Here is a 21,849-nt window from a genome sequence, read left to right on the forward strand (position 1 = left end):
AAACCCAACCCTGGGAACACCAGAAGGAACAGAAATAATGATGGGAGACTCAGAAAAAGTAGGAGCAAGCACAGTGTCAATATGGTACACCGGACCACCAATAGATCTTGACCTTTTCAGCAATATAAAAGTCACAGGAACATTCAAAAGAAACTCAGACTACAAATACGGCCTATCAGACTACGTAATAGTAACTGACAAAGTAGAAGGAATTAAATAAAATTAAACAGGGATACTCAAAAATTCACCATGAAATGCAGTTACGCTGAGATAAACGGTGAAGGAAGAGATGTTTTCAAATATCCAGTAACAGATAAAGGTAAAATCTCAAAAAAGGGTATAATAAATAATTTTTCGCTTGAAACAGTGTTTTTAAACGGTAAAATTGTGAAAGAATATAGTTTAGATGAAATTAGAGAAAACGCCAGCAGGGGCTTAAAATAAAAAATTATGGTGTAGGAGGATGATAAAATGGTTGAAGAAGTAAAAGAACAATCTCAAGTTTTAGAAACTGTTAAAGAACCATCAAGAACTTTAGAATTAGTTCTTGGGATTATGGGCGGATTTTTTGGATTACTTGGAGGCATTGGAGCTGTAATGATTGGTAGCTTTGGAGAAGCTTTTAATGTGGCTGGTTATTCTGATATAATGATTTCTGGGACAATTGCAATCATTGTGTCAATTACAGGAGTTATAGGGGCTGTAATGGTCAAGAATAAGCCACAAACCGGCGGTATAATAATGATACTAAGTGCAATAATAGGATTCATCTGCATCTTTGTATTTTATATACTGGGAGGTTTCTTCCTGGCACTTGGAGGTGTACTGGCTTTAGTGAGGAAATGAATGACCTCATTAAAGAGGAGAATTAAGGAATGTCCGGTGCAAAAATACTGGTGGTTGAAGATGAGGCCATTTTGATAATGGAACTTCAAGATGGGTTGAGGTCATGGGGTTACAAACCATTTACAGCCACTTCTGGAGAAGAAGCCATTAAAAAGGCAGCTAAAATAAAACCAGATTTAATCTTAATGGATATCATGTTTAAAGGCGAAATAGATGGAATAGAAGCAGTCCAGCAGATCAATGCCCACCAGGATATTCCAGTAATATATCTTACAGCTCATAGCAGCAATGAAGTATTAGAACGTGCAAAGGCAACAAAGCCACATGCTTATTTGATAAAGCCTTTTAATGAAAGAGAATTGCAGATTACGATTGAAACAGCTCTAAAAACACAGAAGTAAAAAATTAGGAGTTTAATAAAGTGGATTCGTTAATGGGTAAATATTTATCAACTCTGGAATTTGGACAGATACAGGAATTTGGAGAAATGTCCGTTATTCCACTATTTAAAAAAGAAAATCATGCGCTTAATTATCTTACATTACAGGAAGCCCTGGATAATGGACAGATACAGGAATTTGGGGAAATGTCCATTATTCCACTATTTAAAAAAGAAAATCATGCGCTTAATTATCTTACATTACAGGAAGCCCTGGATAAGGATCTCCTGATTATAACAGAAAAAGATCATGGAGGTTCAGTACCTGAATTAAAGGTCGTAAACAAAGCGGAAATACCTGTTCTGCTCCTTGATGGTGAAGAAATTATCGGTGCAAAGCAAAATCGGATAATAAATACAACAATACTACTTAAAGAACAGTCCGAAACCATTATTCCAGTTAGCTGCACAGAAAGCGGAAGATGGTCCTATACTTCAGCAGAATTTGCAGATTCAGATACAGTTGCTTCTTCTAAAATCAGAAAGAAAAAATCAGCCTCTGTTAGAGAATCTCTCAAAACTTTTGGCGAATTTCGGTCAGAACAAGGCGCTATTTGGGAGGGTATTGAAGAAATGCACTGCTATGCAGCAACCACAGAAACTGAGTCACCTACAAGAGCTATGAAAAACATTTATGAATCTAAAGATAAAAACCTTGAAGAATATTTAGAAGCATTTAAACCATTGGATGGACAAAAAGGCATATTTGTATTTATAAACGGAGATATAACAGGCTTTGATATTTTTTCACTGGAATCAACATATAAAAAATTCCATAAAAAGTTAATTAAAAGCTATAGCATAGATGCAATCTTACAGGAAAACTATAAAGATGTTATAGCCAAAAATAGGGTTGAAAGAGCCAGAAATTTCATTAAAAATATCACAGAATGCGAGGAAAGCGTACACAAATCAGTAGGATATGGCTGGGACTGCAGATATAAAAGCAAATCCTTGATCGGCTCTTCTCTTTTATACCAGGACCAGATTATCCATGCAACCTTTTTTGAAAACGAAAACATCAGTAAAGAAGAAATAGTATAATAAGTGAGTTTCAAGGCAAACCCATGATTTTTTATTAATTACAATGAATCTACTGTAAATACATACAAATGCCGATATCCACATCACAAAAAGATATTACCAATAAAAGAATTTTTATAAACATTTATATATTTGAAAAATCCATTAACCCATAGAAAAGAATAAAAAATGCCCCAATAAGATGAGGCAGGGAAATAAAATGAGACTAAAAATCAGTTTATCATCAAAAACCGGTAATTATTTAATTCCTTATAATTACAACCATATTCTTTCAGCTATTATTTACAGGAAGATAGCAGACCTTGATTTAGCGAGCAAACTCTATTTTTTAAGGGATTTTAAATTTTTAATCTTTCTTTTCCAGGTATATACTCTAAAAGAAAATTTAATGAGGGTTTAAATTGGAAACTCGTGCAATAACAGAAGAAGAGTTCAAAAGGATAGTTGAACACTGCAATAGAGAATTAATTCAAAAACCTGAGGATCCTGAAAACTGGACAAGGAAAGGAATGGCTTTAAATGGCCTTAATAGGCATCAAGAAGCAATAGAAAGTTTTAAAAAAGCGCTTGAACTGGATCCAGATTTTGATTGGGCCCTTAATAATATTGGGCATGCTTTATTTGCAGCAGGTGAATATGAAGAGTGTTTAAAATACATGGATAGAGCGCTGGATAAAAATCCTACAGATAGAGTGTTATGGAACAATAAGGCCTTCTATTTATCCGCAATGGGAAGATATGCGGAAGCTGTGGAAATTTTTGACAGAATTATTGATGATGCAGATGATAAAATATATATTTTGAGGGAAAAGTGCTTCTGTCTTCTTAAAATGGAAAATTATGATGAATTGGCCAAATGTGCACAGGAAATACTGGATATAAAACCTGAAAACATTGAAGCTCTGGTCTGGAGAGGATTCAGCCTTATTGAAGAGGATAAAAATGAAGCCATGAAATGCCTTCAAAAAGCTATAGAAATTGATGATGAATGTTTCTATGCATGGATATTCTCTGGAACAGCTTATGCCACATATGGACAATATGGGGAAGCACTTAAGTTCTATGATAAAGGGTTGCAATTAAATCCTGAAGATAGCCGTACATTACTTTTAAAGGCCAGAACGTTATATGAAATAGGTAAATTAGATGAATCTCTGGAATTTTTTGATAAATCAATAGAAATAAAATCTACAGTTCCAGAAGCTCATTATAGAAAAGGTCTTGCATTATATGATCTTGGAAGATACTCTGAATCTCTCCAATCATACAATAATGCTCTGAAACTTGCTGAAAATGATATTGGAATAATTTATCGTAAAGCTGATGTTCTTCATAAGCTTGGTAGATATGAAGAAGAAATGAACACTTATGATGAGATAATAAAGCTCAATCCTGAATTTTTAAATGCATATACTGATAAAGGAGCTACTTTAATTGAACTTGGAAGATTTGAAGAAGGTATGGAATATTTTGACAACGCTTTGAGGATAGATCCAAATGCCATTTACCCCCTGATGAACAAATCATCTATTTTCATGCATTTAGAAATGTGGGAAGACGCACTTTCCTGTTTAGATAAAGTTTTAAAGATTTCACCAGAATTTATGGATGCCCTATTTTTTAAAGGAAAAACACTTCAAAAAATGGGAGACTATGGAGAATCCTTAAAGTATGTGGATGAAGTTTTAAAAAGAGAACCCGAGCACGTTGGAGCATTGCTTTTAAAGGGAATTGCACTTTCAAATCTTGACAAACATTTAGAAGCACTGCAGATGCTGAATAAAGTTATTAATACTGATCCTAATAATCGGGAAGCATTATATTATAAGGGAAGAAGTGAAATGAACCTGGCAAAACTTGAAGATGCGCTTAACACATTTAAAACAGTTTTAAAGACATATCCTGATGATGGCGTGGCTTTACTTTCTCAGGGGATAATATTAAAGCTTTATAATAAATGTGAAGAGGCGATAGATAGTTTTGATAAAGCTCTAAAACAGATGCCTGATAATGAGAGTATCTGGATAGATAGAGGTCAATGCTTAGGAGTACTTAATAGACCTCAAGAAGCGCTTGAATCATTCAACGAAGCCTTGAAATTGAATCCAATGAATCGAGAAGCACTTTACTATAAAGGAATAGCTTTAAGGCAATTGGAAAGATATGATGAATCTACCAAAAGCTTCCAAAAAGTTTTGAATGAAAATCCACAACAGATTGACGTGTTGTTTCAGATAGGAATTAATTTTCTGGAATTAGATGAATATTCCCTGGCAATTAAGTATTTTGATAGTATTTTAGATAATAATTCTTACTTGGTGCCTACCTGGATAGAGAAAGGAAGATGTTTGGGTTTAATGGGGAGACCAGAGGAAGCTTTAGAATGTTTTGAAAAAGTTCTGGAAATTGAACCAGATAATGAAGCTGCTATAAATCTTAAAAAGATAAGTTTGGACATCATTAATCAAAATAAAGGCATATAGGAAGGATTGAATTGGAAAAGGGCGAGAAACTACAAAAAACAGTTGAAGATATAGACCAGAAACTGAAAAAAGATCCTGGAAACGCTGAATTATGGAGCCATAAAGGATTGCTCATGATGTATTTAAATTCAAATGAAGAAGCTCTCCATTGCTTTGATGAATCCCTGAAATTAGACCCTGGACATGCAATGGCTGCGGGTAGTAAGGGCATTGCTTTATCCAACTTAAATCGCCATGATGAAGCTCTTGAAGCTTTTGATAATGCTATTGAAATAAATCCTGATGATTGTGATATATATTTTGGTAAAGGGAGCTCTCTTGTAGCTTTAGGGGATTGTAAAAGTGCTTTAAAATATTATGAACAGGCTATCAGGCTTAATGGGGATTATGAAGTTGCCTGGATTGAAAAAGCCACATGCCTTGGATTTTTAGGAAAATATCAAGAGGCGCTGGAATCTATAAACAGTGCATTGGAAATAAATCCTGAAAATCCTCATGCAATGTATCTTAAAGGAGTACTTCTAAGGCAACTGGGACAATACGAAGAATCAATTGATTGCATGGAATGGGTTTTGAAAAACGACCCCCCAAATAGTTTGATGGCATTTGATCAGATAGGACGCAGCTTACAGAGAATGGAAAAATATGATGAGTCTGTAGAAGCTTTTGATAAGGCCTTAGAAATAGATCCAGATGTAACATCTGTTTTAAGGGAGAAAGGAAAATCACTGGGGATGTCAGGCAGAGATAGTGAGGCCTTGGAGTGTTTTAATAAAATTCTGGAAATGGATCCAGGGAATGAAGAGGGTAAGTATTTAAAAGATATTGCCTTGAATTTTATTAACCAAAAATACACTGTAAATGTATATATAGGCGAAAAAATGTTGCGCATACCAGAAATTAAAGGAAGGGAAATCGCAATAGGTATTGGTAAGCATTTTATGGAATATATGAACGGTGAAGGTTTTGAAATAATTGAGGAAAAAGAAAATGAGGCTTAAAATCAGTTTAGCATCAAAAAACAGTGATTATCTGATCCCTTATAATTACAACCACGTTCTTTCTGCTATTATTTATCGTAAGATAGCAGACCTTGATTTAGCAGCGAAACTCCATTTTTCAAAGGATTTCAAATTTTTTACATTCTCACAGATTTATGTTCCCCAATTTAAGCTCACAAAAAGAGGTGTTCTTTCCAGGGATGGGAAACTTGAATTTTATGTTTCTTCTCCAAACGACGATTTAATAAAAAGTCTCGTTGAGGGCCATCTTGAGAATTCAGAAGTTAATTTTAAAGGCGATAAACTTCTGGTGGAACAGATTGAGCTATTAAAACAGCCACTATTCAAAGAAAATATGAAAATGAAAACCATGTCACCAGTTATGGCCCGGATAAAGCGAGAAGTTGATGGGAAATTAAAGATATGGGATTTGGGGCCAGGGGATGAGCGGTTTTATGAGAGTGTCCAGAAAAATTTGATAAATAAGTATGTTAAGTTTTATGGTGATTTTGATGGTGATAGATGGGTGAAGATAAGGCCGGATATGGAATCTGCTAAAAGGCGCAGGATTGATATTAAAGGGAATTATCACAGAGGTTTTATGATGAATTTTGAGATTGAGGCAGATCAGAGGCTGGTGGAGTTTGCATATGATTGTGGTTTGGGGGAGAAGAATAGTATGGGTTTTGGGATGGTGATGGCTTTATGACCATGGTAGAAAATCGTGAAAATGTTTTAGAAGAAGAAATTATTGGAGAAAATAATGTTAATGTTCCTGAACTTCAATTTACAGGTAATTGGTTCATTGATGCGGGAATTTTGGGCTTTGTAAATTTAATGGAAAAAATATATGGATGGAATTTGGATGAACTTAAAAACAGGACAAAAGAAAACCCTGAATTAATTTATTATGGATATTTTCCATTTGCTTATGTATCTAACAGTCTTTATCTGAATGATGAAATTCAATATGCGATTGATGAACTTGAAAATAGCTTATCAGAAAGAGAATTCGAGTCTTCTGAAGATATATTTAATTTTGTTTGGGAAAATCATATTTCCAAGATAGCAGAAGATAAATGGAAATTAAATAAAATGAAAAAATTATTGCAAGTACAAGATGCTTATAATAAAAAAGGAGAAGTTAAACCTGATTTTAATGATAAAAATTATCTTGAATTGGTAGATAAGCGAGAAAAACTAATTAATATTTTAATTTCAGAAAATCAAGATGAATTAAAGAAACTTTTAAACAAAAGAGGTAAGATTGAATCATTAAAATATGAGGATATTGAACAACTAGAACAATTAGATTTAGATAATGTCAGTGAAACTTTCACTAGCAACGTAAAGAATCTTAAAGAAAGTAATTTAGAGCTTAAGTTTTATCTTAGTAAAACTTGGAATAATGAAATTGTTGGCAATCCAAGTATTATTGAAGAAAAATCTAAATTTTATAGAATTCCTTTATACAGTGGATTTTATGGTAATTTTGTATTTTTTAACAATTCTTATGGGTACTACAAACAAAAAAACGGATTTTACAATCTTATAAGTTTTAAAGTTGAAGAAGAGGCCATAATGAGCAAAATAGATAAAACAATAAATAAATTTATGGCATCTGAAGACAAGTTTTCTAATATTTCATATACTACTTTCTCAACTGAGATGTTTAGGGAGTCAATGCCTTTTTTATTTGTTTATTTTTTATGTTTTTCTAATGTATTTGAGTATTTTAGAGGAATTGGATATACTTTATTTTATTCAAATGATTTGAACTTCACCTATGAGCTCAATAAACGATTGAAATCTAAAAAATCTAAAATTGATGACTCAAATTCTCTTTTTAGAGTTACATGGCAGGAAATAATTGATCTTGTTATTGAATTTAAGTCTCAATGGAGTCTAGAAAACTTGTATGTGATTAAATACCAGAAGTTAGATAATAGAGCCCAAAATGGTATTGAGTATATAGGCATCCCTAAACTTCAAGCAATGGTAATTATAGATGATCAAATAAGAAAATCTTTAAATAAGAACCTTCAAATAAGAGGAGGCGATAATTCAAAATGGATTTGGTTAATTGAAGAATTCATAAGAAGTAAACCTCTTTTCCCTCATGTTTTAAATCATTTAGTGGAAAGAGTTAAAAACAAAATTAAAAAAGGAAATAAAAAAACATTGCTTTACTCTCTTGCCGTCGATGCTCAAATAAGGACATTAAAAAGAAATTCACAAAAAAGTCTATTTGAACCGAATTTTTTCCAAGAATATGAAGATATAGTTTTTCAGATTAAAGAAAGTAATAAATGGATGAATTTAGCATCTAAAAATACATACAAAGTTTTTTCAAGTGATAATAAAGATAAAATCATTCATAGACTTGTCACAACGATAAAAAAGCAGAATAAACATGCATTTATGAATATTATTTTAAAAGCATTACTTGAGGAAAGAAAAAAGGATCCTAAAACCGTTAAATACATAAATGACTATCTTTTTAATAATATAATTCAAAATGAGACTAATTGGCAAAACTATGCTCTTGCAATAGTTGTTGGTTTGTTATAGGGGGTGTAAAAGTTGGAAAATTTGGAAGTGAAAAAAGAAACTAAAAGATCTTTATCACAGAAAGATCTCTGGAAAATAAAAGAATATACTCATAATGCCTTTAATAAAATCGGATCTGATAATTACCGGCAAAAAATAGTTTATAATCTGCTAAATACGACTAAAACTAGTAATCAATCTGAATTTTTTTCTATTCTTTTGAGAACATTAAATGCTCAAAAATCTGACGAAAATGTTAAAGAGCTATCTGACAAATTACAAGAAATTTACCCTTTAACATCGAAAAACTTTGAAAATGTTGCTTATTCAATTATTATGGGAATAATGGCTGTTAAATCTGATGGAGGCGATTAAAATGGGAAAATATATAGTTATGGATATTGTATTCTATGGAAACTCTTTAAACTACGACCAAGGAAGTGGGAATTACCAAGAGCTTAAAAAAATAACAAAATGGGATGGAAGGCAATATACACTGGTAAGTAGGTATGCTCTGAGATATAGCTTACTTGAAACTGCTAGAAAAGCTAGTTTATGGAGTTTAGCCGAAGAAAAAAATTTAACGGCATCTGGAAGTGGAGATAAAAAGGTTATTCAGCCTGCAGTAGATTTTCTTTTATCAGGTGAGCTTCTTGAATATCCTGAATTTGATTTATTTGGATATCTAATTACAGACCCTCAAAATTTTAGGACTGCTCCTGTAAAAATCGATCATGCGGTTTCAATGACTCCTTTCAATTATGATGCTCTGTTTAATGCAAATCTTGGACTTGCTAACAGGATGAGGAAAAAATTTGGAGATATGAAGCCTAATCCATTCACATCCGAAGAACATGAGACTTTTTATCAATATTCTGTTGTTATAGATATTGAAAATATAGGTGAAACAGAAGTCTACATTAAAAAAGATTCGGAAATTAACTTTAAAAATGAAAAATGGAAAATAGAAGACATTGAAGATGGAGAAAAAATTATTTTTAAGCTTAAAAAGGGTAAAAAGCAGGATGAAATTATCCAAAGTGATAATATCGAAAAATTAGAATTAATAAATCCTAATGATGATTTAACCATAATAAAATATGGATTGAAAAAGAATTCTAATGATTCAGTAGAAAAAAGAATTTATCAGCTCATAAAAACAATATTAAACCTTAAAAGAGGTATAAAAGGAAGAGAAGAAGATCTTACGCCTAAAGTAATGATTTTGGGCATTTATGAAGATAATTTTTATAAAACTTACAAAGATAAAATCACTCTTCTAGATGAGTACGTAGAGGAAGAGTATGACGAAATAGAAGAGTCTAAACTCGAAAATGGTGGAAAAATAGTAAAGGTTAGGCACAAAACAACCAAAAGCAGGAAACCAACTTTTGAAATTAATGGCGTAAACAGTGCCCCTGAATTAATAGATGAAAAAAGAATCTTTGAATGTATAAATCACCTGTTTAGAGATAAAACAAACTCTCAAGAAGAAGCATCAGAAAAAGAGGGAAAAATTACTCATGATGAAGAGTCTATTCAAAAGGAATGTGAAGAAGTAACTGTATTTTACGATCCAAGCATTGAAGTAGAAATAAAAAATAGTAAGGAAAAATAGGTGATTGCCATATGGAAAGAGTAACCTTACTTGAAATATTTCAACCATTTGCACAGTATAGAAATCCTTTCACCTTTTATTATGCTCAATCCTACCCTTTACCTCCAAAATCAACGATAATTGGTATGTTACAGAATATCACCAGAAGATATTATGATGAAGATTTTCATGAGATCAAAATTAGTGTTCACGGAGGTTTTGAGAGCTTTTTCTGGAACTATCAGAGCTTAATTAAAGGTGCTAAAAATGGTATTAACCTTATGAAATATAAAGGGGAAATAAAACTGTGGAATCAAGGATTTCCATTATATGGGAGAGGTATAACTTCTCAAAGATCTCCCGTATTTCAGCAGGAATTGTTTAATGGTCACCTTTACATTTTTCTTAAAGGAAAAGAAGATTTAGTTGAAGAAATTGAAAAATCTTTATTAAATCCAAGTAAAATACCGTATATTGGAAGAAGTGAAGATATAATATTTTTAAGGAGTGTTTATTCTGAAGAAGACTTTTCTTTTTCTGAAAAAATAGCAAAAAAAAATATTTGGTTGACACAACCAGCTTATATTAAACTCAAAAGTAAGAATGATTCGTACCAGGAATTTCCAATTAAAAATGAGAAATTTCCTGTTTATTCTATCCCCCTGAAAGTAACATTCAAAAATGGAGAAGATCCGATTACTAATAAAGCAGAAATTACTAAATCCACTAAAAGAGTGCCAGAATTTGAAACTGTTATATATACTGGATTAGATCAGGTTATTTTTCTTAAAGATGAAGTAAAAGTTGAAAATTACAATATAAAGGATAAAAATTTAACTTTTAAAATACCTGAAGAATTCGGGTGGTTATAATGAATGAATTAATTGAAATTTTAAGAGCCAAATCAGGAGATCAGGAAAATTATTTGCTTAAAGACCACCTAAAAGAAGCTGTAAGAAGAGTTTTAGAACTCAATGAATTTGTAAAAGAAAATAAAGATTCATTTAATTATGATATGGTTGCTAACAATGACATTTTTGAAAAACTCGTGATTGCAGCTATATTACATGATCTTGGTAAAATTGATTATACTTTCCAGAAAAAGGTTTTTAACAGCGATGAAAAAGATAGTGAAGATTGGAAAAAGTTAAAAACTTTTTTAAAGCCACTTAATAATCCTGAAATGAGATATCCAAGGCATGAAATACTTTCGTCGATTTGGAGCACATTTCTATTAGGAAACAACGAATTAGACAAAAAACTGAGGACAGCAATACTTCTCCATCATTATAATGAGTATTTCATTGCAGAAAAAGATCTTATGGAGATAATTTCTAACTATCATAAGGCTACATCTTCTTATCTTAAATTTATCAATGGAAATTCTGGTATTTTACGAAATTTCCTTATGAACTTGTTTAAATATATTAAAGATGAATTTTCTAATTCTGGAATAGCATGTTCAGCAATTAATTCACTAGAAGCAGAAACGAATATTGGGAAAACAAATTTACTCCTTGAAAAGATAAATTCTCGTGAAGATGACATATCTGAATTTGCAGAGTTCTATGATATAGATAATGACAATCCAGATTATGATTTTTTAGTTCTACTTGGTTTCCTTAGAAGATGTGATTATTCTTCAAGTGGTGGAGTTAATATTGAATATAAAGAACTCGAAAATGTTTTTGAAGGATTATCTGATAAAATTGAAGGCAGTATAACTAAAGATAATGAAGAAGCTTACCTCTGGCAAAAAGATGTATTAAAAAATGTTAATACAGACAAATCACTTATCTTTATTGCCCCTACAGGCTCAGGAAAAACAGAATTTGCCATCTTGTGGGCTGAAATGAATAAAAGAAAATTGATTTATACTCTACCTTTGAGAGTCGCACTAAATGATCTTTTTTCACGTTTCCGAAATTCTAAGGATGGTTATTTTAAAGAGGAATTTGTAGACATATTACATTCAACAGCATTTATTGAATATATTAAGGAAGAAAAAGAAGGAAAATATCTAGATATGGATAAAATGATGACTTCAGTGAAAATGATTTCTTCTCCGATTCTCCTTACAACTCCAGATCAAGTATTTTTGACTTCTTTGAATTATTACGGCTCTGATAAAGTAATTTCTGTTTATCCTTTTTCATCCATAGTTATTGATGAAATACAAACATATAATGAGGAAATGGCAGCAATAATCATTAAGACACTTGAAATTATTCACAATCTAAAAGGAAAACTTCTTATAATAACTGCCACATTTCCACCTTACTTTAAAAAGTTCTTTAAAAGCATATTCGGCGAAGATTTGGAAATTATCGATGTTGCAAAGCTTGATAAAAATACTAAAAGCCAAATAAAGAATTTCGATCAGAGAAGGCACAAGATTAAAGTAATTGAAGAATCTCTTTTCAGCAAAAATTCTCAATTAAATGAAGAATCGGAATTAGAAGATTTTATTAAACTTTTTGAAAATAAAAATTTGTTTTTGGTAGTTAATAATGTTAAAAAAGCAATAAATTTGTTTAAATCATTAGAAAAAGGCAATAAAAAAGACAATATATATCTTTTACATTCCAGACTAATTGAGTTGGAAAAAAGTAGACGAATAAGTGAAATAAAAGAGAAGATTAGTAATGGCGAAAAAGTAACTGTTGTAGCAACTCAAATAATCGAAGCATCAGTGAATCTTGATTTTGATGCAATGATAACAGAAATATCAACAGTTGACAGCCAAATACAGAGATGGGGAAGAATACACAGAAATAGAGAAGCAGATTATGATGAAAATATTCCTAATGTTGTCATATTTGCAGGGGCTAAATCTGAAGATGGATCTTTAAAACTCGATAGAGGAACTAGCTTTGTATATGACAGTAAAGTAGTTGAAAAGACGTTTGAAGCCCTTAAAGAATATGAAAATAAGCAGGATTCCTTAAATTATGAAGACGAACGAAAAATGATAAATGAAGTTTTTGAAAGAAAAATAGATGGAATTAAACTTAAAAAGATTTATGAAGATGAAATTGAAAAAACATTAGACTATTTAAATTACTTTACAGTTGAAAAGAAAAGTCAAGCACAAAGACTTTTCAGAGATATCGCGGGCTATAAAGTTGTAATTCCAGGACTCATAGAATTGGAAGAAAATAAGGATAAAACTGTTAAAAATATATTTGCAAAATCTATAAGAGAAAATGCAAAGTCTTGGAAAGAAATAATGGCTAAAATAAAGGAAAATACTGGAGAAGATATAGATATCTGGGAATTAAAGAAAATCCTTTATGAATATTCAGTAAATGTTCCTATCTACTATGAGGATAAAAGCGATTTCTGGAATAGAGATACTCGTGAATTTAGAGGATTTTACATTTGGAATAGAGTTAATGACGAAGAAGTTAACTCAGTGAAAAAATATGGGCTTGATAGTATTTTGAAAAAAGAAAATGATTCGGTTGAAATTCTTTAAATAATTAAAGGTGACATTTTTGAGCAGAATCTGGGGCCTTGAAGAGCTTGTGGCAAAAGGAAAGATTACTAAAAAACACGCCGACAAAATAATGCTGGAATTCATCTATAAATCTGTAAAACTGGAAGAAGAAAAAGGAATTTGCATTTATGATGTCGTTAACGAAGAAAATCTTAATGACTATCTTAAAGGCAATGATAATGAAGAAACTGATTTCTTTGACAATAAAACAAGTGTTTGTAAGAACTGCGGTCATCTAATCAGGCGAAAATTTGACAGTTATTTTTTATGGCAGCATTTCACTCACTATATTTATAACCTGGAGGCGGAAATCATGGTGGACATCATAGAAGCCGAAAAAGAAGAATCTATTGGACCTATGCCTATTGAACAATTCTTCAAAGAATTAGAAGAAGAAGCGAACAGTAAGACGAAAACGGGTATTTGAGGAGAGGTTGATTTTTAAAAACCAGTAGATTAATTTCAAATAAAATTCCAAATCATCTTATGAAAGATATTGATGTACACCAGGTTCAAAGTGCATTTGGCAATGTAACCTTCAACAGGGGAATGGGATATTATGAGAATAAATATGTGTTAATGAGGATTAAAAAAGGAAACAAACTTACTGGAACGGTCATCGGTGCAATGCCTGAACCTTACAGGGTATGGGTTGAAATTACAGATACTATTAACTCCAGATGTAGTTGTCCTGTGGGAGTAATGTGCAAACATGGTGTGGCCCTGATTTTAGAGTGGATTAACCATAAAGATTCCTTTTTAGATGCTGATGATCTGATGGTTTCACTGGAAGCTAAGGATAAAAATGAACTTCTGGATATAATAAACCTGATTTTAGAAGAAGATCCATTTTTAGCATCCAAATTAGGGTTTTCTAAAGAAATAGATGAAGTTAAGGTGAATATGGAGTCTATTTCCACCAGAATTGACTATTCAATGGAGGGATTCATTGATTACTATGCTGTGTCTGGTGTGGTTCATGAGCTGGAGGAAGTGAAAAAAATCGCCGACAACCAGGGGAAAGAGGGAAATTTAAGGGACGCAACTGAAATATACCTTCTGATCATAGAAAAAGGAGCAAAAAATTACGGCAACGTTGATGATTCCAGCGGAGAGTTGGGCAACCTTATCGTGGAATGCGTTGAAGATGCCAGTAACTCGCTCATAGCTTTAGATGAGGAAGATAAACAGGCCCTTGTCCACAGAATAATAAGGATCGTGGAAAAGGAAGATTATGGCCTTGAAACAGAGCAGATGCTCTTTGCTGTGGCAACTCCGCACAACATGCACATCATAGAAGAAGAATTACTCCGCCGGGTTCCGGAGGCAGGGGTTGATAATCACTCCAGGTATCAGAGGAGAAAAATCATCGAACTGGTAAGTTCCCTGTATATGAACCTTAACTTACCTGAAAACTCACTTAAAACTATCCTTAAAGCAGGATTGGAAAATAAAGATGATTACCTGCGGATTGCCAGTTTTCTGGTAGGGGAAGGTAGAAGCCAGGAGGCCTTTGTATATGTGACAGAAGGGCTGCAACTGAAGGAAGAAAGGAATTACTCCCTTGATAAACTGTACTTCGATCTCATGAATCGTTTTTCAGACGAAAAATGGCTGCAGGTAAATGAAAGGGATGCTCTGGAGGTTGCTGTTAATTTATTATCTTATCATCGTGATATTAAAAAATATTCCATGATAAAACGCTTATTTATTAAAATAGAGAAGTATGATGAGCTTTTGCAGGCCATAATAACTAAGTGTGATGATAGTGTGGTAATACCCATACTTTTAAAGGAAGATCGGCTTGATGAGGCTGTAAAGCGTGCATTTTCGTCTCGTTATTTATATTCTGATTTGATAGTGAAAGTGGCTGAGGCTGCAAAGGATAAAGGACAAAATACCGATGCTGTGAATTTAACACTTAAAGCTCTGGAAAAAGGACAATTCAAAATCAATGCAACTTTTGTGGAACTCGTTGATTTTCTGGTGGAAGAATTAGAGGATGAAAAAATTGAGGAAGCTATAAATCTTACAATGAATGTTCCTGCAGCTAAAATATTTGCCACCGCTCTCTTAAAGAGAAGTCAGGAATCTGCTCTTAGATTACTTGAAAGATTACTACCCTATCTGGAGAAAGCAGAGATAAAATTCTATATGGAACGTTTAAATGCAGAATATGTGGTTAAACTCTCTAAACCATAGATATCAGACTGTTAACATTTCCCATATCCACTATGATGATGCCCTGGATATTCTGATGTTACTGAAGGAAATGATAAGCAAGGCTGAATTTGAAAAGTATGTGCACTGGCTTGCTAAGAGCAATAAAGGTAAAAAGAAGCTATTGAAAATGATGGAAGAAAGAGGTTTGATTTAATGAAATTTGAAGCACTCCAGAAAGGACGATTATCGGTTGTTGGCGATATGGCTTTTAAGGCTGCTGAAGAGGCCATATCAGCATTTGAAAGTAGAGAAAATCTATATTCTACCCACAGAAGAACCCAAACTTTTCACATGGTAAAAACCGAATTTTAAAAAAGAAAGTGTTTTCACCGACTGCACAGAATTTATGAAAGATTGGGCTATGGTGGAAGCAACGGAGACCTCGCTGAAGAAGCCGTTCAGGTATTTTAGTCCCTCAAGAATATGAAAATGAGCTTGAAAGATTCATGCGAAGCCATAAATTGAATTACCAGAAAGAAGTGGTTTTTGCATAGATTCTGCTATTATTTCAAAGGATTTTAAAATAAAATCATGCTATTCATGATTGTAATTCTGTAATGCCAAGATACTTATATGGTTAACCATATAAGACTAACCATGACTTACGTAAGTAAAACCAAAACAATCGGCACAAAAATAACATTAGCAGAATATGAAGAAGTACTCGCCCTAATAGAAGCGGGAAGATTCATAAGTGCATCTGATTTTGCGCGAGAAGCTATCCGGGATAAATTAAGGTCAATAAACATAATTAAAATCCGGGATGTGGATTATGATACTGCTAAAAAAGAAGTTTTGGGGTATTACAAAAAATACAAAAAGGCTTATATAGATGTTGTAGCAGAGGACTTAGAATTAGATCTGGAACTTGTAGCTCATATAACAGATGAACTCGTGAAAGAAGGCCGCTTAGGAGAATAATAAATGCCAGAGATTTATACGGGTAGAGAAACTGTTATAAAAGGGGATAGGATAGTTTGTGAGGCTAGAAAGATATCGCAAACTAAAGTGATTGTGAGATCTGGCAGACATAAAGCGCAAAAAGTGGTTTTAAGGGACAATGCAGTGTGTATTATTGTGAAAGAATTAAAATTTTTAAGCGCTTAAATCAGACTATTTTAAGGGGATGAATTCAAAAATTTAGGAAAAAATAACTTCTATAAATATTTACCTTTGAACCTTAATCACCTCTGTTAGGTAAGATCAATTATTTAGGTAAGAAATGTTTATATACCTATAATCACATAAAATAACCTAACACCTTAAAAAGAGGTAAAAACAATGTCCCCTGCTTTAATAAAAAAAGAAGAAATAAAAACAATTGACAATCAGGGAAGATTGGTTATACCCAAAAAATGGTTAAAAGAGCATGTAAAAGACCGAACTGTTAAACTGGAAATTACAGATGGTGAGATAATAATCAAACCCTATGAAGTTAAGGATATAAGCGATTTATTTGATACTGGTATACCTCTCGAAAGTGATGGAAGTGATTGGCATGAAATGAAACGAGAACTTATTCTCAAAGGACTAAAAAAAGAAGGTATTGATTTATGAGAATCATAGACGCTAATGTGATCGTTTATGCTTTTACCACACACAAAAAAACAAATCCTAAAACACTTGAAAAAAAGGAAAATGCTAAAAATATAGTAAAATGCTTAATATCCGGAAAAGAAACTGTTTACATGACATCAATACAAGTAAGCGAAGCAATGAACATTATCGAACGTATAATAAGTCATGATTCATCCATAAGAGTTCAAAAATTCCTTTTAGATAATCCATTCATCAAAATAATTGAAATAACTCATTTAGACATGATAAATGCTCACCAGATCGTAAAACAATACAGACAGAATAAAATAGGGTTTAATGATGCAATAGCATACATAGGTATGATAAAAACAAACTGTACTGAAATATGCACATTTAATAAACATTTTGATGTATTTCCAGACATTAAACGCATAGAAAAATGATATTGAGTTTTGCTCATAAATTTGAGCAATCATTTATAAATAATCACTCACAAAGTTGAGTAACTCTTCATGATAAACTCAATCACATTTTATCCACATAACAGGCAATATATCGGGCATATTCATCAAAATCATCCAGATTATTCTCCAGTATCTGTGAAATCATGGCAGGATCAACCTCTGTGTACATATGCACCAGTATGTTCCTGAGTTTCGCTGCCTCAGAAAATCTCCTGGCAAATTTCTCAGGGATTATCCCCTCTTTTCCAAGCGTAATTATAATGCTTCGATAGTCTTCTGGTTTTTCAAGATTCTCAAAAGAAATTATAACTTCTCCAATATCCAGGGCAGATTCAATGGCCAGTTGAAGATTACTCAATAGCAGATTTCAGGGGGTAATTCTTTACTAATTCTTCTTCGTCTGCAGGTTGTTCCTTTAAAAATTCCACATACCCTTGCATATTCAACTATTTTCCGGGCAATTTTTTCTTTTATTTTCATCTTTTCATTCAGCCGTTTTTTTAATCAGGTTGTCTGCCCATCGCTTATCGTAATATTGACGGTCCAGGTATCGGGATATGATATATTGTTCTAAATCTACCTTCAGATCTTTATTCCGAATAAAAAGTGGATAGTTAGCCTTTATAATTTCAAAATTAAGTGAAAGGGGTGCATCGTTCATTATAACCAGATCCAGACGGTCAATTTTTAATATATCCTCTAAATCAGCTATCAATCTAAGTTTTTTCCTGAACTTCTCTTTTTTATCAAGTGATTCGTCCAGAAAGACCGCCAGATCTACATCGCTAAGCTTACCTGCTCTTTGCAAGGCTACGGATCCAAAGAGGTAGGTCAGTTCAACGTAGTCCTGTTTTTGCAGGAATTCTTTAACTTCCTTCTCATACTTCAAAGAATCACCAATTTACTTTCCTTCTCGCTTAATATTCTTTAAGTTACATATATTAAATTTTTATGGTGATAAATGTCCAATAAGATGAATGATTGAACTATGACCAAAATTGACATCCCGTTATTCCTTTGAAATTACAAACTTACAATAAATCAAGTTCCTCTTTCAATCTAATTTCATCATCCAGATATTCATCAGGGTCATCAAAAACAACCTCTTTGGGGTCAAAATGTTCCGGATCGAATTTTCCTCCAAGCCACTCAAGTGTTTCTTCGTATTCTTCATGATCAGGATTTTTTATGATCTCTAAAAGCTCTTCATATTCCCAAACACCCCCGCTATCCTCAGGTGGAGATGCTCTTTTTCCTTTGATACATATCGGATAATTAACGCCTTTTTCTCTGAGGATTATCTTCTCCAGTTTTATTTTGTGCTCCCACCAATCGCCAAAGTCATAGACGTAACTTGCTCGCGGTTTTTCCATATTAAACCAATCAGATATATTTGTCTCCCACTCCGGAGCTTCTAATTCGACTTTTTTCCCGGTGAATGGATCTGTGACGTAGAATCTATGCAAATGGCCTCCACTCCAGAGCATGGCATTTTGAATGGCCACGTGCAGATCAAAGAAAGTATAGGTTTCAGGGACCTGTATTCTGCGCCAGATGGGTGGTTTGATATCTTTCAGGTCAATTCGGAACTGATAAACATGTTCAAATTTCTTTTTCATATCTAACACCTCTAGAAATCAGGAAAAACATTTATTGAATTGGAAAAAGTACAATTTAAGAACTTTAAATTATATAAATAAGAAAATTAAGGGATTATTTTTTATAAGCCTTCTTTCGAGGTAGAATGGCATAAACTATTATAGAAGGACCTTCTTGAAGCTCAAAAAGAATTCTATATCCTCCTGCTCTTAAACGATAATGGTTTTTAAAGCCTTTTAACTTTTTAATGTCAAGTTCAGGAACAAAACCTTCTTTAAGTTTAATTATTTTATCTTTTATATGGTCATTGTCATTAAGATTTTCCAGTTGTTTCTGAGCCCTTTTCTCTAGAAATACCCTATATTTCATTTAACTCAAGAGTCCCTTGCTTTTTCTTTTTTTGATACGTCTTTATCTCTTCAATTTCATCCGCATCAGGTTCTTCTATTCCTATTAGTCTTGAATCGATTATTCCTTCAATTTTTTCTAGTAGAAATTTAATTTCAGATATCTCTTTATCTATTTCGCTCAATTATCTCACCATTGGAAAATTCAGATAATTTAATATTTTAATGGTTATATCTATTAAATTTTGGGGGAATCATATTCTAAAAAATATGAAAATTTTTCTAATTATATAATTAAAGAAAAGTACATTAAATCAATAAAATTAGAGAAAAATAAGATCTAAGAGGTTTACAAGTCAATATTCTTCCATTAGTTTATCCCACCAGTCAAACTCATCAGGAAACTTCTTATAATTTTTTTCAAACCAGTCACTTAAGTGGGAATCATAAAACCCGCCTTTATTAAACCGTTTTTCAAATTTTTTAAAGCTCATTTTCATTCTAATGGCCAGAATGTAATTACGTGCACCTGCATTATCACCAGGATTTGATTTTAAGAGTTTTCTGAATAAATCCAGAGCATCATCTGTTTTTGAGGATTTCCACAACAAAACAGCCTTATTTAAAATGGTACTGATGATATGCCTGTTTTCCACCCATCCCCACTCCAGTAAGTCTGGCCATTCACCTTTCTTATCAGTTATCAGGTTTATTGCTCTTTTATAGGCTTCATCCAGCAATTTCTCTGCTTCTTTTTGTTTGCCCTCATTCTGTAATATCTTAAAGAGCGTTAAATAGGAGCCAAAAAAGTCAGGGTCTTTTTTAATTAGCTTTTTTAATTCCACTTTTAATTCAGGAATTCCAGGTTCTTCCTGAATTAAATTATGGTAATCATTCACAACTTCCCGTTCCCTGTCTATGTATTCTCCTTCATCCGGACTGGAGTTATTGTAATCAAATAATGTGGTTTGCCCAGGGTCGTATTCATTCTCTTTAATCGTGTCATATTCTCTTCTTTTTCTCCATATTGCAGATTGAATTAATTCATCTTTCAGTAAATCACGCATCGATCCCTTTTTTATTAGATCATCAAGTGATCCATCCTCCACCATGGCCTGGAATGATTCATCTTCCATCATAAGTTCCATCACAGCCTCCAACATCTTATCCTCATCATCCACTGGAACATCCTGCATATCTTTTTTTATTCTGTCTATTAATTTCAAATTAGAAGCTAAGGTCAATTTAATTCCCAGTTTAGAAGCTATAGGTTCAAGGAAAGTGAAAAGTTCTTTTTTCTTAACAATAATTTCAGTGGGTAATGATCCGGTGTTTTCAATGTTTTCCTGCACTTGAATTGAAAAAACACTCACCCACTCTTTCGGGTTCACTACTTCGGTGTTTAAAATGAGTCCAGTGTCTCTTTCGGCCCATAAAATTACGTAGGGAAAGTATGGCCTTTCTTCGGGGCCATCCTGAACAGCCTCATGAAAATAAAAGAAATCAGCTTCCCAGATTCCATGACGCTTCAATTTCTGGAGATCCTCCAAAACATTTTCATCTACGCCACCTACCATCATTTCCTCTTCATCCATTTCAAGGGGTTCTAACCATTCATCTCTCCATTTAAGGCCATTTTCTTTTAAAGGCACCCGAACTAATATTTCAGAAGCTGAAGGGGGAACAAGCATCTCTGGATCATTTTTAAAACGATTACAAACATGAATTGCCTGCTGAAGTGCAATGGTCAGAAACTGTACTTCTTCACTGTTTAAATACCATGGAAGATGGCCCGGCAGATAACTTCTAAACAATGGCCATTCATTCTTCCCCCTGAATTTTAACCCCAGTTTTCTGATTATCTCATAATCACGCTTTTCTATATATTCTCTGTTTTCAAATGAAGCCATGAGACATTTTTGATTAAGAAGCCCAACAGGTTCATCAGGAAGGATTTTTTCTCCAGATAATATTCGTAACAACTCCCCCAATCCTTCACTGCCCAAATACACCCCCAGGGCAAAATGTTCGCCTGATCTTCCCATTATGCAGCAATAACCGATTTCACCAGTGCCCGGGTTTTGAACTCCGAATATATCAGAATCCCACATCCAATCCCATGGTTTTAATTTTTTAAATTCTATTGCTGCAGAATACAGGTCTTTCCATTCGTTAATAGACGGCTGTTTATCCTTCATTTTAATATCATCCCCTAATT

General features: G+C 32.9%; 28 protein-coding genes. 21 read left to right on the forward strand and 7 right to left on the reverse strand.

Going from position 1 to position 21,849, the window contains the following annotated elements:
• From PQ963_04190 to PQ963_04290, 21 genes are all read left to right on the forward strand, one after another.
• The coding region (locus PQ963_04190) for a hypothetical protein (protein MEN4028863.1) at positions 1 to 220 on the forward strand (220 nt) is incomplete at its 5' end.
• Positions 217 to 444 (forward strand): hypothetical protein, encoded by a 228-nt coding sequence (locus tag PQ963_04195; GenBank protein ID MEN4028864.1) that lies wholly within the window; start codon positions 217 to 219, stop codon positions 442 to 444. The genes PQ963_04190 and PQ963_04195, both read left to right, overlap by 4 nt.
• Positions 445 to 471: 27 nt before the next feature.
• Positions 472 to 846, forward strand: coding sequence for a DUF4064 domain-containing protein (locus PQ963_04200; protein MEN4028865.1), 375 nt, complete (start codon positions 472 to 474; stop codon positions 844 to 846).
• 29 nt (positions 847 to 875) lie between these two features.
• A complete protein-coding gene (locus tag PQ963_04205; protein ID MEN4028866.1) occupies positions 876 to 1,247 on the forward strand; it encodes a response regulator in 372 nt (123 codons plus the stop codon).
• Positions 1,248 to 1,267: 20 nt separating this feature from the next.
• On the forward strand, positions 1,268 to 2,329 hold the full coding sequence (locus tag PQ963_04210; protein ID MEN4028867.1) for a DUF6569 family protein: 1,062 nt from the start codon (positions 1,268 to 1,270) through the stop codon (positions 2,327 to 2,329).
• Positions 2,330 to 2,528: 199 nt separating this feature from the next.
• The gene (locus PQ963_04215) at positions 2,529 to 2,729 is read left to right on the forward strand and encodes a hypothetical protein (protein MEN4028868.1); all 201 of its coding nucleotides are present in this window, start codon (positions 2,529 to 2,531) and stop codon (positions 2,727 to 2,729) included.
• Between the two features lies 1 nt (position 2,730).
• The gene (locus tag PQ963_04220) at positions 2,731 to 4,812 is read left to right on the forward strand and encodes a tetratricopeptide repeat protein (protein ID MEN4028869.1); all 2,082 of its coding nucleotides are present in this window, start codon (positions 2,731 to 2,733) and stop codon (positions 4,810 to 4,812) included.
• Positions 4,813 to 4,823: 11 nt separating this feature from the next.
• Complete coding sequence (locus PQ963_04225) at positions 4,824 to 5,813, forward strand: tetratricopeptide repeat protein (GenBank protein ID MEN4028870.1); 990 nt, start codon at positions 4,824 to 4,826, stop codon at positions 5,811 to 5,813.
• Positions 5,803 to 6,522 carry a CRISPR-associated endoribonuclease Cas6 gene (gene cas6, locus PQ963_04230; protein MEN4028871.1) on the forward strand — a complete coding sequence of 240 codons (720 nt, stop codon included), beginning with the start codon at positions 5,803 to 5,805 and terminating at the stop codon, positions 6,520 to 6,522. Before PQ963_04225 ends, cas6 begins: the two co-directional genes overlap by 11 nt.
• Positions 6,519 to 8,384, forward strand: a complete 1,866-nt coding sequence (locus PQ963_04235) for a hypothetical protein (protein ID MEN4028872.1) — start codon at positions 6,519 to 6,521, stop codon at positions 8,382 to 8,384. Before cas6 ends, PQ963_04235 begins: the two co-directional genes overlap by 4 nt.
• 12 nt (positions 8,385 to 8,396) lie before the next feature.
• Positions 8,397 to 8,738 (forward strand): hypothetical protein, encoded by a 342-nt coding sequence (locus PQ963_04240; protein MEN4028873.1) that lies wholly within the window; start codon positions 8,397 to 8,399, stop codon positions 8,736 to 8,738.
• Position 8,739: 1 nt separating this feature from the next.
• Positions 8,740 to 9,981, forward strand: coding sequence for a type I-B CRISPR-associated protein Cas7/Cst2/DevR (gene cas7i, locus PQ963_04245; protein MEN4028874.1), 1,242 nt, complete (start codon positions 8,740 to 8,742; stop codon positions 9,979 to 9,981).
• Between the two features lie 11 nt (positions 9,982 to 9,992).
• Positions 9,993 to 10,832 (forward strand): CRISPR-associated protein Cas5, encoded by an 840-nt coding sequence (gene cas5, locus PQ963_04250; protein ID MEN4028875.1) that lies wholly within the window; start codon positions 9,993 to 9,995, stop codon positions 10,830 to 10,832.
• Positions 10,832 to 13,438: a CRISPR-associated helicase Cas3' gene (gene cas3, locus PQ963_04255; protein MEN4028876.1), complete on the forward strand. Its 2,607-nt coding sequence runs from the start codon at positions 10,832 to 10,834 to the stop codon at positions 13,436 to 13,438. The genes cas5 and cas3 overlap by 1 nt, the downstream gene beginning before the upstream one ends.
• A gap of 19 nt (positions 13,439 to 13,457) precedes the next feature.
• Positions 13,458 to 13,886 (forward strand): hypothetical protein, encoded by a 429-nt coding sequence (locus tag PQ963_04260; GenBank protein MEN4028877.1) that lies wholly within the window; start codon positions 13,458 to 13,460, stop codon positions 13,884 to 13,886.
• 59 nt (positions 13,887 to 13,945) lie between these two features.
• Positions 13,946 to 15,661, forward strand: a complete 1,716-nt coding sequence (locus PQ963_04265) for an SWIM zinc finger family protein (protein MEN4028878.1) — start codon at positions 13,946 to 13,948, stop codon at positions 15,659 to 15,661.
• The gene (locus PQ963_04270) at positions 15,627 to 15,836 is read left to right on the forward strand and encodes a hypothetical protein (GenBank protein MEN4028879.1); all 210 of its coding nucleotides are present in this window, start codon (positions 15,627 to 15,629) and stop codon (positions 15,834 to 15,836) included. Before PQ963_04265 ends, PQ963_04270 begins: the two co-directional genes overlap by 35 nt.
• A complete protein-coding gene (locus PQ963_04275) occupies positions 15,836 to 15,994 on the forward strand; it encodes a hypothetical protein (protein ID MEN4028880.1) in 159 nt (52 codons plus the stop codon). Before PQ963_04270 ends, PQ963_04275 begins: the two co-directional genes overlap by 1 nt.
• A gap of 261 nt (positions 15,995 to 16,255) precedes the next feature.
• Complete coding sequence (locus PQ963_04280) at positions 16,256 to 16,603, forward strand: hypothetical protein (GenBank protein MEN4028881.1); 348 nt, start codon at positions 16,256 to 16,258, stop codon at positions 16,601 to 16,603.
• Positions 16,604 to 16,963: 360 nt separating this feature from the next.
• On the forward strand, positions 16,964 to 17,239 hold the full coding sequence (locus tag PQ963_04285; protein ID MEN4028882.1) for an AbrB/MazE/SpoVT family DNA-binding domain-containing protein: 276 nt from the start codon (positions 16,964 to 16,966) through the stop codon (positions 17,237 to 17,239).
• The gene (locus PQ963_04290) at positions 17,236 to 17,664 is read left to right on the forward strand and encodes a type II toxin-antitoxin system VapC family toxin (protein ID MEN4028883.1); all 429 of its coding nucleotides are present in this window, start codon (positions 17,236 to 17,238) and stop codon (positions 17,662 to 17,664) included. Before PQ963_04285 ends, PQ963_04290 begins: the two co-directional genes overlap by 4 nt.
• 82 nt (positions 17,665 to 17,746) lie before the next feature.
• Here the strand turns inward: PQ963_04290 and PQ963_04295 are convergent, their stop codons facing one another.
• From PQ963_04295 to PQ963_04325, 7 genes are all read right to left on the reverse strand, one after another.
• A complete protein-coding gene (locus PQ963_04295; GenBank protein MEN4028884.1) occupies positions 17,747 to 18,043 on the reverse strand; it encodes a DUF86 domain-containing protein in 297 nt (98 codons plus the stop codon).
• Positions 18,040 to 18,165 (reverse strand): hypothetical protein, encoded by a 126-nt coding sequence (locus PQ963_04300; GenBank protein ID MEN4028885.1) that lies wholly within the window; start codon positions 18,163 to 18,165, stop codon positions 18,040 to 18,042. The genes PQ963_04295 and PQ963_04300 overlap by 4 nt, the downstream gene beginning before the upstream one ends.
• A 4-nt stretch (positions 18,166 to 18,169) precedes the next feature.
• Positions 18,170 to 18,574 carry a nucleotidyltransferase domain-containing protein gene (locus PQ963_04305; protein MEN4028886.1) on the reverse strand — a complete coding sequence of 135 codons (405 nt, stop codon included), beginning with the start codon at positions 18,572 to 18,574 and terminating at the stop codon, positions 18,170 to 18,172.
• A 142-nt stretch (positions 18,575 to 18,716) separates the two neighbouring features.
• A complete protein-coding gene (locus PQ963_04310; GenBank protein ID MEN4028887.1) occupies positions 18,717 to 19,304 on the reverse strand; it encodes a plasmid pRiA4b ORF-3 family protein in 588 nt (195 codons plus the stop codon).
• Between the two features lie 94 nt (positions 19,305 to 19,398).
• Positions 19,399 to 19,653, reverse strand: coding sequence for a type II toxin-antitoxin system RelE/ParE family toxin (locus tag PQ963_04315; GenBank protein ID MEN4028888.1), 255 nt, complete (start codon positions 19,651 to 19,653; stop codon positions 19,399 to 19,401).
• Complete coding sequence (locus tag PQ963_04320; protein ID MEN4028889.1) at positions 19,643 to 19,816, reverse strand: hypothetical protein; 174 nt, start codon at positions 19,814 to 19,816, stop codon at positions 19,643 to 19,645. The genes PQ963_04315 and PQ963_04320 overlap by 11 nt, the downstream gene beginning before the upstream one ends.
• 171 nt (positions 19,817 to 19,987) lie before the next feature.
• A complete protein-coding gene (locus PQ963_04325) occupies positions 19,988 to 21,829 on the reverse strand; it encodes a hypothetical protein (protein ID MEN4028890.1) in 1,842 nt (613 codons plus the stop codon).
• Positions 21,830 to 21,849: the final 20 nt, after the last annotated feature.

The sequence above is a fragment of the Methanobacterium sp. genome, from assembly GCA_039666455.1.
Taxonomy (GTDB): Archaea; Methanobacteriota; Methanobacteria; order Methanobacteriales; family Methanobacteriaceae; genus Methanobacterium_D.